Source organism: Chryseobacterium sp. II3a, assembly GCF_057815135.1.
In genome coordinates this window covers 44553-58296 of the sequence record NZ_JBYPZJ010000007.1, presented here as the reverse complement: position 1 = coordinate 58296, position 13744 = coordinate 44553, and the positions used below count along the sequence as shown (strand labels likewise).

The 13744-nt window shown below is 35.1% G+C and carries 13 protein-coding genes; 6 read left to right on the top strand and 7 right to left on the bottom strand.

Features of this window, described 5'->3' with window-relative positions; all coding sequences use genetic code 11:
• Positions 1–237: 237 nt before the first annotated feature.
• The 4 genes from AC3HD6_RS16650 to rsmG form a co-directional block, all read right to left on the bottom strand.
• Positions 238–2925, bottom strand: coding sequence for a PD-(D/E)XK nuclease family protein (locus AC3HD6_RS16650; RefSeq protein WP_488897351.1), 2688 nt, complete (start codon positions 2923–2925; stop codon positions 238–240).
• Positions 2909–3457: a DUF922 domain-containing protein gene (locus AC3HD6_RS16645; protein ID WP_488897350.1), complete on the bottom strand. Its 549-nt coding sequence runs from the start codon at positions 3455–3457 to the stop codon at positions 2909–2911. Before AC3HD6_RS16645 ends, AC3HD6_RS16650 begins: the two co-directional genes overlap by 17 nt.
• Positions 3457–3861 carry a hypothetical protein gene (locus tag AC3HD6_RS16640; protein WP_488897349.1) on the bottom strand — a complete coding sequence of 135 codons (405 nt, stop codon included), beginning with the start codon at positions 3859–3861 and terminating at the stop codon, positions 3457–3459. Before AC3HD6_RS16640 ends, AC3HD6_RS16645 begins: the two co-directional genes overlap by 1 nt.
• 62 nt (positions 3862–3923) lie before the next feature.
• On the bottom strand, positions 3924–4559 hold the full coding sequence (gene rsmG / locus AC3HD6_RS16635) for a 16S rRNA (guanine(527)-N(7))-methyltransferase RsmG (protein ID WP_488897348.1): 636 nt from the start codon (positions 4557–4559) through the stop codon (positions 3924–3926).
• Positions 4560–4753: 194 nt separating this feature from the next.
• On the opposite strand from rsmG, the gene AC3HD6_RS16630 reads away from it, so the two are divergent.
• The 5 genes from AC3HD6_RS16630 (at position 4754) to AC3HD6_RS16610 (ending at position 10377) form a co-directional block, all read left to right on the top strand.
• Positions 4754–5947: a pyridoxal phosphate-dependent aminotransferase gene (locus AC3HD6_RS16630; protein WP_488897347.1), complete on the top strand. Its 1194-nt coding sequence runs from the start codon at positions 4754–4756 to the stop codon at positions 5945–5947.
• A gap of 29 nt (positions 5948–5976) precedes the next feature.
• Positions 5977–8916 carry a M16 family metallopeptidase gene (locus tag AC3HD6_RS16625; RefSeq protein WP_488897346.1) on the top strand — a complete coding sequence of 980 codons (2940 nt, stop codon included), beginning with the start codon at positions 5977–5979 and terminating at the stop codon, positions 8914–8916.
• Between the two features lie 147 nt (positions 8917–9063).
• A complete protein-coding gene (locus tag AC3HD6_RS16620) occupies positions 9064–9696 on the top strand; it encodes a peroxiredoxin (RefSeq protein ID WP_066692332.1) in 633 nt (210 codons plus the stop codon).
• Positions 9697–9820: 124 nt separating this feature from the next.
• Positions 9821–10129, top strand: coding sequence for a thioredoxin family protein (locus AC3HD6_RS16615; protein WP_034698499.1), 309 nt, complete (start codon positions 9821–9823; stop codon positions 10127–10129).
• Positions 10129–10377 (top strand): DUF6952 family protein, encoded by a 249-nt coding sequence (locus tag AC3HD6_RS16610; protein WP_002980002.1) that lies wholly within the window; start codon positions 10129–10131, stop codon positions 10375–10377. The genes AC3HD6_RS16615 and AC3HD6_RS16610 overlap by 1 nt, the downstream gene beginning before the upstream one ends.
• A 652-nt stretch (positions 10378–11029) precedes the next feature.
• Here AC3HD6_RS16610 and AC3HD6_RS16605 read toward each other — a convergent pair.
• Genes AC3HD6_RS16605 through AC3HD6_RS16595 form a run of 3 tightly spaced genes read right to left on the bottom strand, consistent with a single transcriptional unit; the run spans position 11030 to position 13276 of the window.
• Positions 11030–11719, bottom strand: coding sequence for a Bax inhibitor-1/YccA family protein (locus AC3HD6_RS16605; protein WP_488897345.1), 690 nt, complete (start codon positions 11717–11719; stop codon positions 11030–11032).
• Positions 11720–11746: 27 nt separating this feature from the next.
• Positions 11747–12193 (bottom strand): peptidylprolyl isomerase, encoded by a 447-nt coding sequence (locus AC3HD6_RS16600; protein ID WP_488897344.1) that lies wholly within the window; start codon positions 12191–12193, stop codon positions 11747–11749.
• Between the two features lie 48 nt (positions 12194–12241).
• The gene (locus tag AC3HD6_RS16595) at positions 12242–13276 is read right to left on the bottom strand and encodes an acyl-CoA reductase (RefSeq protein WP_488897343.1); all 1035 of its coding nucleotides are present in this window, start codon (positions 13274–13276) and stop codon (positions 12242–12244) included.
• Positions 13277–13335: 59 nt separating this feature from the next.
• On the opposite strand from AC3HD6_RS16595, the gene AC3HD6_RS16590 reads away from it, so the two are divergent.
• A complete protein-coding gene (locus AC3HD6_RS16590) occupies positions 13336–13686 on the top strand; it encodes a 4Fe-4S binding protein (RefSeq protein ID WP_068943024.1) in 351 nt (116 codons plus the stop codon).
• The last annotated feature ends 58 nt before the right edge of the window (positions 13687–13744 follow it).

Genomic DNA, 13744 nt, shown 5'->3' with positions numbered 1-13744 from the left:
ATTATCAAAAATATTTCCTCAAATTTTTTTTGCAAAAAATAGTGTTTCTATAATAATTTAACATACTTATTTACAACGTAAAATGAAGATTCTGCCAAAACCCTTGGCTTCACTAATGAAGACTGCATGCTTCATCAGAATTGATCTTTAATCAATTCCTTCTTAGCTCACTTAAAATAAAACGTAATAAAAATAAATCTTTGCGTTAAAGAAAAATTATAAAAAAACAAAATAATTTTAGTAAGATTTTACCGTTTCTACAAAGCTGATATCCGGATTCAGAATTTCCAGAATAAGGCTTTTAACAGCCTTCATTGCATCATCAATATCCCCTTTATCAAACACTAGTGGAACCATTCCTTTTTTGGCTTCTGCAAAACTCCAGATTCCCGTTTCAATCGGATATCCCCAGAACTCAGGAAGACGCTGTACCACATAATGATAAATACAAAGCTGAAGTGCTTGCTTTCTGTCACTATTATGAAAATATTGTTCTACATTATCTTCATCAATTTTTACATGCAAGTTTTTAATTTTGGCTGTTTTATAATCAATGATTCTTAAAGTTCCGTTTAGTTTATCAATCCTGTCAATGAATCCTAAAAAAGAAATTTTATCATTTCCATCAAGATAAAACTCTACATTTTCAAACTTCCTTTCGATGTCAATAATCTCTAGTGTATTGCCTTGTTTAATAAGTTCAAGATCATGATTCAGAACATTTTCAATCACCTTTTTTGCAATGGCTTTGTGGATGTAGTTCATTCCTTTCTCATAGAATTCCGGCTGATGTTTGAGCTTTTCAATAGCAACATTGATATAGTGATCTATCGCTTTAATTGATTTTTCTAAATCACTTTCTTTTAAAACTTTACCTTTTAAAATATCATAAACTTCTTGAAGTGAATAGTGAACAAGATTTCCATAATTTTTTATAGATAATTCCTCTTCAATTTCGTCCGATTCCGAAGTATTCAGGATCTTGGATAAATAGAAATCAATAGGATTGTAAAGATAGCTTGTAAGGTGAGAAGCAGAAACTCTTTCCTTCCATTTCTGAAGTCTTTCCATGACAGTGACAGTCTTGGAAATCTCAATAGGTTTTGTAATAATAGGCTCTGAAGAATTCTCAATAATCAGGTGTTCTATCTCATGAGAACTTTCCATTTCGATTTGGGTAATGAAACGGCTTTTTTCTCCTGTATTCACACCAGAGCTTAAAGCATTATACAGTAAATGAACATTTTGAGCATCCTGAATCAGTCTGTAAAAGTGATATGCATAGATGCTGTCATTTTCTAAAAACGTATGAAGATCAAAGAATCTTCTGATATCAAAAGGAATATAGGTATTCTGTGAATTCCCCAATGGAAGTTTTCCTTCATTTACAGAAAGCAGAATCACGTTTTCAAAATTCAAAAGACGCGTTTCAAGCAATCCCATAATCTGCAGCCCTCTTAATGGCTCTCCTTGGAAATCAATACTTTCAGAATTGATATGCTGGTTGATGAGGATCTCCAGCGTTTCCATTTTAATCTCAATATTGTAAGGGGTCAACTGGTTTTTAATAATCCTAAAGGCATTCTCGAAGTGAGAAACGTTTTCGTATTGAATATCATCTATTTCTAACCATTTCACCTGATGGCAAAACGAAATCAAAATATCCAGATAAGCGTTGGTACTTGCAGCTTTTTGCAGAAGACCAAAGTAAGATAACTCACCCAGAATTTCATTCAAAAGCTTTTTAGAAATATACACAATATTCCTCTCCTCTATTTTCGATTTAAAATCATTAATGATCAGCTCATCTTTGGCTGATTTAGGAAGTTCTTCAAGAATCGGGAATACATCCCTGTAGTAATAAGAGGTTTTATTTTTCTCAAGTTGTTTCTGCAAATAGAATAGTCTTTTTACAGCATTGGAGAAAGAAAGGTTCTTCAATGGGAAACCCATCGTGATATTCAGATTCTCTACTCCATGCATCACATCCAGACTCGCAGGAAGAAGATTTTCGTCCAGCAAAACTACAGCAGTATTCGAGTAAGTTTTATTATTGATTTCTTTAAAAATCTCTGGCAGCACCTTCGTTTGTGTCACATTCCCGGAAACCTCATACACCTTGATCTTTTTAGGCTGATTAAAGTCATCTTCAATCCACTGAAAAGCCCTGTTGTCATCAAACTCCTTCCATGTTTTATGATTTCTGAGGAATTTTCCGGCCTCTTGTCTTTCGTCATTAAAATAATAACGGTCTGCCTGAAAAAAGCACTGAGCTTTATTCCACTGCAGAAGATTTCTCACCAGTTTTTCTTCAACAGGCGTAAAGGCGTTAAATCCGCAGAATACGAACTCCTCTGAGGTATTCTTCGCAAAATCGGAGATACTCGCTTTAGCAGCCTCGTGAATCATTCCTGAGGTTGCCCAGTTCTTTTCCTGTAACCTGCTTTTTAATTCAGGAAGGAAAACATTCATATTCTGCCAGAAATTAAGGAACTTTTTTCGGGGAACGTCATCATCTTCACCAAGGTTCTGGGCCCATTCTTTAATCCTTTCCTCATCAAACATGTATTGCAGTACCGCCTGATCACTGTCTGAAAACTTCAGGATATCATCCCAATCCTTCTGTAAGGTTGGAAACCACTTCAAAAAGTCAGAAAAATCATCTCTTGGGATCAGATTCAGACTTCGGTAGACATCAAAGGAAAAAAGCCAAAGCGGAATTCCCTGAATCACTTGTTTATCAGCAATAGAATTGATCAGTTCCTCAATGGTAAAAAAGTTGGGAAGAAATCCAGAATAGTTATTTTCCTCCAAAATCTGCCTGATAAATACAATCGGACGTTTTCCCGGCAGGATAATATTAAACGCAGATAAATCCGGGTTTTGAGCTAACAATTCGTGAATGATCTTATTGAGGAATTTCAAGGGCTTGGTAGCTTTTAAGGTTTTCTAATTCTTGAGAGATGGCAGCATTGTATTCTGCCTGTTTTATTTCATCCATCCCATGACGGGTATCCCTGTCATAGGCCATCTGAAAGTTTTTATATTCCTTGTATATTGTATTATAAATAGATTTAAATACCCTGTCATAATCACCGGAATTTCTGATCTTTTCAGTAATATTTTTCCTGAATTTCCTTACAAAAAGTTCTGCAATATCAAAATGCTTCTGCTCATGAAGTAAAATGTAACTATTGATCTTTTTAGTATCCTTCCAGGATTTGTCTTCGTTGAATATTGTTTTTACTTCAATTTTTACAGGAGACTTGGGGTTGGAGGATTTCACTACAGAATATTCCCAGCCACAATTGGTATACGCTGCCACATCCGGATTGTTTCTCCTGTTGACAGGGCTCTTAAAATTATCCCACACCAGCTTCTGTTCTTCGCTCCAGATTATTTTCTGTCCAAACACAACATTTGCAGCCAACACACAGAGTACAAAAGTCAATTTCATTATTTTACTACAATCGTTTTTGTAATCCAGTTATCTCCTCCATTCCAGAATGTAAAGGTATATTTTCCTGCTCTCTGAGGATTGAAATTAATCTGGTTGACAGCTGAATAACTCTTCTGAGTACAAGGCCCATTGGTAATATATTTATAAGCAGTAACCGATCTGTCAAAATTACCATTATGAATATAATCATACCCATAAAAACCCTGACATTGAGATGAATAGGTGGAATAAGTTTTTATACGTTGTATCGAAAAAATATCCATCGTGTCATGAGTAATTTGTACACTATCTATTTTCACCTTGTCAATAGATTCAATCGTCTGATAATCATCATCATTACACGAAACTAATACCAAGCTCAACAATAATGCTGAAAATCCAATATTTAGAAACTTTTTCATAATCTTTACTTTTATGATTATCAATACATATTTAGCAAAAATTATTCCCTATTCCAAGAAAATCAGGAATTAAAATTACCTTTTGATACATAAACAACTTTTTTAGTATCAAAAAACTCTTCATCAAAATAGTGTTTCAAATTGAAAATTTCACATTTAAGTCCGGCAAGTTCTTCAGCAAGATCTCCACCTTTTAAATATAAAATCCCGTTATGTTTAGGGTTAAACTGTTCTTTTTCAAATTTCCCTTTTAGCCATCTTAAAAATTCCGGCATCTGGGTTACCGCTCTGCTTACTACAAAATGAAACTTTTCTTTTAATTTTTCTGCTCTTCCGTGGATAGCCGTTACATTTTTCAGTCCTACTCCTTCTGCCACTGCTTTCACTACGCTAATTTTCTTCCCAATGGAATCTATAAGGGTAAATTCTGCTTCAGGAAAAAGGATCGCCAATGGAATCCCAGGAAAACCACCTCCGGTACCAATATCCAGTACCTTTGTTCCAGGCGCAAATTCCATCACTTTGGCAACTCCTAATGAGTGAAGAATATGCTTTTCATACAACGATTCCATATCTTTTCTGGAAATTACGTTGATCTTTTCATTCCATTCATTGTACAGGGTCTCCAGCTTTGCAAACTGTTCTAACTGTGTTTCGGTAAGATCCGGAAAATATTTTAATAGTAACGATGTAGACATGTGAATTATTATAATCTGCAAAAATAAGTTTTTATTGGCTTTATTCAAATTTTAAAGAAGAGTATATTAAAAAAACAGCCTTAATTTTAGATATCGCGTCCCTTTTAAACCTGATAAAAATCTTTAAACCAGACCTCTTTTTATTACTCCTGCAAGGTCTTTTTATTATATATTTGTTAAAATTCAAAAAATACATGGACAAACTTTCAGATAGAGTAAAAAGACTAGGATACTCACAGACTTTTGTAATGTCTAATAAAGCAAGGGAAATGAAAGCGAACGGAATTGATGTGATCAGCTTAACCCTTGGTGAACCGGATTTTGATGTTCCGGATAATATCAAACAGGCAGCATTCGATGCCATCAATCAGAATTACAGCCACTACTCTCCTGTTCCAGGATTTCTGGAATTGCGTGAGGCGATTGCTTATAAATTAAAAAGAGACAACAATCTGGAGTACAAACCAACACAGATCTGCGTTTCAAATGGTGCAAAACAAGCTATTTTAAATGTTTTAGCAGCGATTATCAATGATGGTGACGAGGTTTTACTTCCTGCCCCTTATTGGGTAAGCTACGATGAAATGGTGAAAATGATGGGCGGAACTTCTGTAATGCTTCCAACTTCTTATGTTACCGATTTCAAAGTAACCGCTGAACAGCTTGAAGAAGCGATTACAGACAAAACAAAAGCAATCCTTTTCAGTTCACCATGTAACCCTTCAGGAGGATATTACACTTATGATGAATTGAAATCTATCGCTAAAGTGGTTGCAAAATACCCTCATGTGACCATTATTTCAGATGAAATCTATGAATTCATCAATTACGAAACAAAAACCACATCTATCGCTCAATTCCCTGAAGTATATGAGCAGACTGCTGTAATCAACGGAATGTCAAAAGCTTTTGCCATGACCGGATGGAGAATCGGATATTCTGCATGCCCGGAATGGCTGGCTAAAGCTTGTGAAAAAGTACAGGGACAAATGACAAGCGGCGCTAATACGGTAGCTCAAAGAGCCTCTATTGTTGCTTTAAAAACTGATCCATCAGAATACAGATATATGATTGATGCCTTCAAAAAAAGAAGAGATCTTGTATATGAACTTATCAAGGAAATTCCAGGATTCAAAGTATTGCTTCCAAAAGCTGCTTTCTATTTCTTCCCGGATATCTCCCATTACATCGGAAAAACTTTGAACGGAACAGAAATCAATAACTCTGATGACTTCGCCATGTTCTTATTGGAAAACGCTCACGTAGGATGTGTTGGCGGATTCTCCTTTGGAAGCCCGGAATGCATTAGATTCTCTTATGCAGCTTCTGAAGAAGAATTAAGAGAAGCTATGAAGCGAATCAAAGATTTGTTACAGCAATTCAACTAAGAATTAACAAACAAAACACAACCACAACAATGAATTTGTTTAAAAAATTAACCATCGTTACAAGTATAGCCGCAGCAAGTTTTGCAGGCAATGCTTTCGGGCAGGAGTATCAGTGGAAAGAAGCCACTTCTAATGGATATAAATATAAATTTGTCACCAACGATCCTACCGCAGCAAGATATTACACTTTAAAAAACGGATTAACAGTTATTTTAAGTCCAACAAACAAAGAGCCAAGAATTCAGACCTATATTGCTACCAAAGCGGGAAGCAAAACTGACCCTGCAGATCATACAGGTCTTGCGCACTACTTGGAACATATGCTCTTCAAAGGAACCAGCCAGTTCGGATCGAAAGACTGGGCAAAGGAAAAACCTCTTTTAGATCAGATTGATGCTCTTTATGAGAAATACAATCAGACCAAGGACGAAGCAAAGAGAAAAGAGATTTACAAAGAAATCGACAGAGTTTCCGGAGAAGCAGCCAAGTATGCAATTGCTAACGAATACGATAAAATGATGGCCGGTATGGGTGCTGACGGATCAAACGCCTTCACCTCTTTTGAACAAACCGTATACACAGAAGATATTCCTTCTAATGTTGTGGATAAATTTCTGGCTCTACAATCAGAAAGGTTCAAAGATCCTATTCTAAGATTATTCCACACGGAGCTTGAAGCCGTATACGAAGAGAAAAACAGATCGCTTGATGATGATGGAGACAAGGTATATGATATGATGTTTGCCAACCTTTTCCCTAATAATAATTATGGAAAACAAACCACCATCGGAACCATCGAGCACTTGAAAAACCCTTCTCTTCATGCCATCAGAGAATACTTCAACAATTACTATGTTCCCAATAACATGGGAATCATCATGTCAGGAGATTTCAATCCGGATGAAGTGATTGCCAAGATCGACAAAGCTTTCTCTTACATGAAATCTAAACCGATCCCGGAATATATTGTAGGACAGGAGAAAGCCATCACTTCTCCAGTCATAAAAGAAGTCGTAGGTCCTGATTCTGAAAGCGTAATGCTCGGTTTCAGATTCCCGGGTGCTTCAACAAAAGATGCCAGGTTACTAAATTTCGTAGGAAGTATGCTTACCAACGGACAGGCAGGATTAATTGATCTTGACCTGGTAAAAAAACAAAAATTACTAGGTGCTTTTGCTTATCCTTACACCTTAAAAGATTATTCAGTGTTGCTTTTGCAGGGAAAACCTACCGAAGGGCAATCTTTAGATGAAGTAAAGACTCTTCTTCTTCAGGAAATCGATAAATTAAGGAAAGGGGAATTCTCGGATGATCTTATTCAATCTATCGTAAACAATGAAAAGAAGAACACCATTCAAAAAGATGAAAAATACGCTTCAAGAGCAAGCATCTTAATGGATGAGTTCACTTCTGACGTAGACCACAAAGCCAACCTAGAATATATAGAGGAAATCTCTAAGCTTACCAAAAAAGATATCATGGATTTTGTTTCCAAATATCTTCAAAATAACAATTATGTAGCCGTTTATAAGAAAAAAGGAGAAGATAAAAATATTGTAAAGGTTGACAAACCTACCATCACGCCTGTTTCTGTGAACAGAGAAGATCAATCTGCTTTCCTTAAAAAGATTGACGAGATGCCTGAAAAAGCAATTACTCCTGTATGGCTAAACTATGACAAAGACATTGCTAAAAATAAATTAGGTGATGTAGAAGTGCTTTCTGTGAAAAATACAGACAATGCATTATTCAGAATGTACTATCACTTTGACTCCGGAAAATGGAACAACAAAATGCTTCCATTGGCAGCAGAATACCTTCAATACTTAGGAACTAATGATAAGTCATCGGAAACCATCAGCAGAGAGTTCTATAAACTGGCATCAAGCTTTAAAGTAAGTGCCGGAAATGAGGAAACCTATGTTTCATTGGAAGGATTGAATGAAAACTTCGATAAAACCATTGCTTTATTTGAAGATCTGATCAAAAACTGCAAAGCAGACCAAACTGCATTAGATGCTTACAAAACCAGGCTTAAGAAAGCCAGAGCTAATGCTAAGCAGAATAAAGCAACCATCATGGCCGGACTGAGAAGCTATGCCCAATATGGTGCTCAGAATCCGTTCAATAATGTTTTAAGTGACGCAGAGCTTGATGCTTTAAAAGCGGAAGATCTTGTGAATATCCTTCATGATTTATTCAACTTCAAACATAAAGTACTGTATTATGGTCCAAAAACAGGAGCTGAAACTATTGCTTCTTTAAAGCCAATCCACAAATTACCTGCATCACTTAAGGAACTTCCAAAGACTAAAACCTTTGAGCAGATCCCAACGGATAAAAACAAGGTATTATTTGCCCATTATGACATGGTACAAGCTGAAATCTTCTGGGCAAGAAACTCTGAACAGTACAATGCTGTCATTACTCCTACCGTAAGTTTATTCAATAATTATTTCGGAGGTGGAATGGGATCTATCGTTTTTCAGACCATCAGAGAATCTAAAGCATTAGCCTATTCTACTTATTCTTATTTTGCGCTTCCAAGCAAGAAAGAAGATAAGAACAGTATCATGGCTTATGTAGGAACTCAGGCTGATAAGTTCAACGAGGCTTCTTCTGCAATGAATGAGCTCCTGACTACCCTTCCAAAGTCTGAACAATTATTTGAAACTGCAAAAGGTGGATTGAAAAAAACTATTGCTTCTGAAAGAATTTCTCAGGACGGTATCATTTTCTCTTATTTAAAAGCTCAAAGGCTTGGAAACAAATCTGATATAAGAAAGAATATCTATGAACAGGCACCCAAACTGTCTTTTGCAGACATCAACACGTTCCATGATAACGAAATGAAAAACAAGAATTACACCTATTGTATTGTCGCATCGCAAGACAAAGTAAATGAGAGCGATATGCAGAAATTAGGAGAGATTAAAAAACTCAACTTAACCGAAATATTTGGTTATTAAAATAACAAAAAGCCCTGATATCAGGGCTTTTGTAATTAACAACACATCAAAAACAATTATAGATTTTATTTATCGAAATATATTTGTTCGATAGATAAAACTTCTTTATATTTGCATCAGAAATTTAAATATAAAAACAAGAAAATTATGTCTTTAGTAGGAAAAAAATTCCCGAATTTAACAATCGACGCAATGTCTGAAATGGGTGACGATTTAAGAATCAACATCCTTGAAGAAGCTACTAACAACCAACAAAAAGTTCTTTTGTTCTGGTACCCTAAAGATTTCACTTTCGTATGCCCTACTGAGCTTCACGCTTTCCAGGAGGCTTTAGGTGAATTCGAAAAAAGAAACACTAAAGTAATCGGTGCTTCTTGTGATACTAACGAAGTACACTTTGCTTGGTTAAACACACCAAAAGATAACGGAGGTATTGAAGGAGTAACTTACCCACTTTTAGCTGATACTCACAGACAATTGGCAAACACTTTAGGAATTGTAGATCAGGATTTCGAATACAATGAAGAAGGAGAAGAAATCTTCACAGGTTCTAACGTAACTTACAGAGCAACTTACCTTATCGACGAAACTGGAAAAATCTTCCACGAAGCGGTAAACGATATGCCTCTAGGTAGAAACGTAAAAGAATTCTTAAGATTAATTGACGCTTACACTCACGTTCAAAAACACGGTGAAGTATGTCCTGCAAACTGGGAAGAAGGTAAAGATGCTATGAAAGCAGACAGAACTTCTACAGCAGAATACTTAGCTAAGAACTAATATAATGTGTTAATCTGAAAATGAGATAATTTGAAAATTAATCTCCGGATGATCTGAAATTATCTCATTTTCTTTTTATTATCGACAACACATTTTTAAATTAACAAATTTTCAAATCACTATCATGTACACAGAATTAACCGAAGATACATTACAAAATATAGTAAATGACAACGAAAAAGTAGTTGTTCAATATGGCGCAACATGGTGCGGAAACTGCAGAATCATGAAGCCGAAATTCAAAAAATTAGCATCTGAGAATGACTCTATTCCTTTCTTATATGTAGATGCTGAAAAACTTCCTGAAAGCAGAAAACTAGCAAAAGTAGACAACTTACCTACATTCGCTATCTTTAAAAATGGTGAATTGGTGAACCAGGTTCAATCTAACCAGGCAGAAAGTTTAATTAACCTTTTTAACGAATTAGCATAATGAAATTACCAGTAATCAGACAATTCTATCAGAATCAGACTCCTGAGAACCTAGAAAAAACATTAGAAGTGCTTGAAAGCTTCTGTGAATTCAGAGGAACAAGTGAGGAGGATTTAAATGTTGCAGGAGAGCTTATTACCAACATTTGCGGAGCTTTGGAAGTTCACGCTAACGTACAGAACGGAATGAGCGAAAAGGATGCTCTAAACTCTTTTGCACAAAAGGTTTTAGGATCTATTGATAAGTAGTTTTTATCATTTAATATTCTATAAAAACACAAAAGAAAAGACCTGAGGTTTTCCTCAACACTATACTTCCCTATTCTTTAACTTATACTTTACTTTTATCTGAAATAAAACTTCAGGGTCATTAAGTCCTATTGAAGCGATAGTCAGCATTGAATAGTTAAAGAATATCCAATAAAATCCCGGTGAAATGTCATCAGGATTTTTTGGATTCACAGTTTATATTAAATATTAATTTCACGAATATTTTCCACGAATATCACAAATACCATCCATAGCAGTAGTGCCATCTGTGAAAACATTTGTGCTACTTGTGGTTAAATCACCTATTACAACCTCATTGTCATTCCGACGAAGGAGGAATCTCAAACCCAATTTGATTCTTCATTCCACTTCGTTTCTTTCAGAATGACATTCCGCAATAAATCAAAACCATATTTACAATTCTAATTAAACACAAATTACACTAATAATATTTCTTGCACGAATACCACAAATACCAACTGCAGTAATAGTGTCATTAGTGAAAACCTTTGTGTTATTAGTGGTTAAAAAATCTGTGTAATCCGCGTAATCTGCCAGAAAAAAAACAATCAAAAAAAAATCCTGATGAAAAATCACCAGGACTATATTTAAAGCTAATTAAGAATTCAAATTAACTTCTTCTGCTCATCAGAATATTCAGGATGTACCAGAATAAAAGCATAATCGAAGCAAAAAGCTGCAATGCCGCTCCTACATACTGATTCGTAGCATAAGCATCCTTCAGCTTGCTTGTCTGATATAAAATCGTTGCAGAAGCCAGAATCACCATTCCTACAGAGAACCACAATCCAAGGTTAAATCCAAAGGCCATTCCGCCAATGATTAATCCAATAGAGATAAACCCTCCGATAATAATGATATTTCTTAAAAAAGAAAAATCTCTTTTGGAAGTAAATGCTACTGCAGAAATCCCTGCAAACATAGCAACCGTTAACGTAGCTGCCTGGAAGATGATATTGGCACCACCAGTAATATTAGTAGCAATAAAAAGCAATGGTAAAAAGATTACGGCTTCCAATACAATATAAAACCCTAAACCTAAATACTGTGTGGATTGACTTTGTGAAAGTGACCATTTAGAGGCTAAAATAGAAGCCAGCCAGAAAACACCAATGATTAATAACCAGGTAAACTTCCCCTGAAACATCATCGCAATAAGCTCAACTGGTACAGTCTTCAACAAAACAGTCTCAACTCCAATAAATGCAAGAATTGATAATGCAACATGCAAATACGTCTTCTTGTAAAAATTCGCTTTCTCCACATCGGAAGAATGAGCGACTAAAACATCTGTCATCATAGTTATATTTTTTTGATTGATTGAAATTTATTTATCCTTTTTAGCAGGCAACACTCCAAGAAGCTTCCCTTCATCTTCAAATACAGCGCTTATCACTTCTTTCGATGAAGAATCTCCTGCATATTTGTATTTAATATTAGGATGGCTGATCCCATCCATTGTTACGTAATAGCCTACTTTCAAAATCTCCAATTTTTTATTGATATCAATACCGTCCCTTACTTTTTTAAGAACATCTTCTGTAACAATTTCCTTTACCTTATCAGAAAGTACTTCTTCTGCTGCTTTGTAGTCCGAAGATTGCAGTGCTTTGATAAATTTTTGGAAATTATCATTATAAATATTGACTTTATCCTTACTTATAGTCGCAGGTTGTTCTTTCTTTTGATTATTCTCAACCTTCATTCCCACAACTTTCTGGGCAAACATAAACTGTACGCCAACAATTGCCAGACCTAAAAATATTTTTTTCATAGTACTTGTTTTATTATTTAGTGAAATAGGTCATGGAAGATACGAAAATCAGACCAGTTCTAAAAATTTCATGGTATCTACATTATCCGCATAGGTATCAAGCCCCGGATTTTGTGCATCACCAAAGGAAATTGAATCTAATCCCAACTCTTCTTTAGCAACCACACACTGAATGTTTTCCTCATTTTCAGAGATAAAGTTTTTTACCTCCTCCAACGATTCGTATCGGCTGAAATTAATCACAGAAAGCGGACTGAATAATTTATCATCTTCTTTCAGCATCACAAAATTATTATCCCAGAACTTATCCTGGTTCAAAAGATAAACCGCTCTGTTGTAATCATAATTATTAGCATATTTATTATGATTGATAATATCCTGAAAACCTAAGAAGTTCTCAAACAGTCTATCAATCACAAAATCCTGAGGAATAAGAATTCTCGTTACATTTCTGCATCCCAAACCGAAGTATTGGAAAATATCTTTTGCCAAAAGCTGCAATTCTTCGTCCGTTTCATCACCTTTCAAAACAGCAATAGAGGTTCTGTTTTTACGAATAATATTTAAATGATTTTTAAAATAATATTCAAGGTATCTTGCTGTATTATTACTTCCGGTCGCAATAACAGCATCAAAATTTGCTAATTTTTCTACAAATTCAAACTGAACCTCATTATTGGAAAGCTCTTTCCACTTATTTAACAGGAACGGAATAAGATATTTGTCTTTGGATGACAGTTTAATTAAAGGAATGTGATTGCTTAATACAACAGAAATCACATCATGAAACCCTACTAAAGGGATATTTCCTGCTAAAATAAGTCCAACTTTCTTGGAAATTTTAGAGATTGAATAATTTTTAAGCCAGTTTTTAATAGCACCCTCAGTAAGAAGATCCGCCCACTGTTTTAATGCAAATTTCTGATTATCAACAGTAAACCAAGGGTTTTCTATTTCAGATTTTTTTAATAATAATTCAATATTTACATCATCTTCATTGTGATCTTCTGGTTTTTTAGCTAAAAACGCTTTTATATAATCACTTAATTTAATAAGTCCTAAAACTTGATTTTCGGTATTCATAATTACTTTAAAATTGGGGAATATTTTGTAATTTTGTGCAAATTTAAAAAAAATTAGCGATGGCTATTAAAATAACTGATGAATGCATTAACTGTGGGGCCTGCGAACCGGAATGTCCAAACAATGCAATATATGAAGGAGCTGTAGATTGGAAAGCTTCAGACGGTACTAGTCTTCAAGGAACGATTACATTACCATCAGGACTTACTGTTGATGCAGATTCTGCTCAGGAACCTGTAAGTGACGATGTGTATTTCATTGTAACTGATAAATGTACTGAATGTAAAGGATTCCATGAGGAGCCACAATGTGCTGCGGTATGTCCGGTAGACTGCTGCGTACCAGATGAAGATCATGTAGAATCTGAAGAGGCTCTGCTTAACAAAAAAGCATTCCTACACGGCGAATAAAAAAAATTCCGTCTCATAATGTTTGAGGCGGCTTTTTTTAACCAATAATCCAACAAAA

What these genes read in the sequence shown, in the direction of transcription:
- AC3HD6_RS16600 (WP_488897344.1), bottom strand. Translation starts at nt 12,193, where the DNA reads ATGAAAAAAATATTTTTAGGTCTGGCAATTGTTGGCGTACAGTTTATG.
- AC3HD6_RS16595 (WP_488897343.1), bottom strand. Translation starts at nt 13,276, where the DNA reads ATGAATACCGAAAATCAAGTTTTAGGACTTATTAAATTAAGTGATTAT.
- AC3HD6_RS16640 (WP_488897349.1), bottom strand. Translation starts at nt 3,861, where the DNA reads ATGAAAAAGTTTCTAAATATTGGATTTTCAGCATTATTGTTGAGCTTG.
- AC3HD6_RS16605 (WP_488897345.1), bottom strand. Translation starts at nt 11,719, where the DNA reads ATGATGACAGATGTTTTAGTCGCTCATTCTTCCGATGTGGAGAAAGCG.
- AC3HD6_RS16630 (WP_488897347.1), top strand. Translation starts at nt 4,754, where the DNA reads ATGGACAAACTTTCAGATAGAGTAAAAAGACTAGGATACTCACAGACT.
- AC3HD6_RS16620 (WP_066692332.1), top strand. Translation starts at nt 9,064, where the DNA reads ATGTCTTTAGTAGGAAAAAAATTCCCGAATTTAACAATCGACGCAATG.
- rsmG (WP_488897348.1), bottom strand. Translation starts at nt 4,559, where the DNA reads ATGTCTACATCGTTACTATTAAAATATTTTCCGGATCTTACCGAAACA.
- AC3HD6_RS16590 (WP_068943024.1), top strand. Translation starts at nt 13,336, where the DNA reads ATGGCTATTAAAATAACTGATGAATGCATTAACTGTGGGGCCTGCGAA.
- AC3HD6_RS16625 (WP_488897346.1), top strand. Translation starts at nt 5,977, where the DNA reads ATGAATTTGTTTAAAAAATTAACCATCGTTACAAGTATAGCCGCAGCA.
- AC3HD6_RS16645 (WP_488897350.1), bottom strand. Translation starts at nt 3,457, where the DNA reads ATGAAATTGACTTTTGTACTCTGTGTGTTGGCTGCAAATGTTGTGTTT.
- AC3HD6_RS16610 (WP_002980002.1), top strand. Translation starts at nt 10,129, where the DNA reads ATGAAATTACCAGTAATCAGACAATTCTATCAGAATCAGACTCCTGAG.
- AC3HD6_RS16615 (WP_034698499.1), top strand. Translation starts at nt 9,821, where the DNA reads ATGTACACAGAATTAACCGAAGATACATTACAAAATATAGTAAATGAC.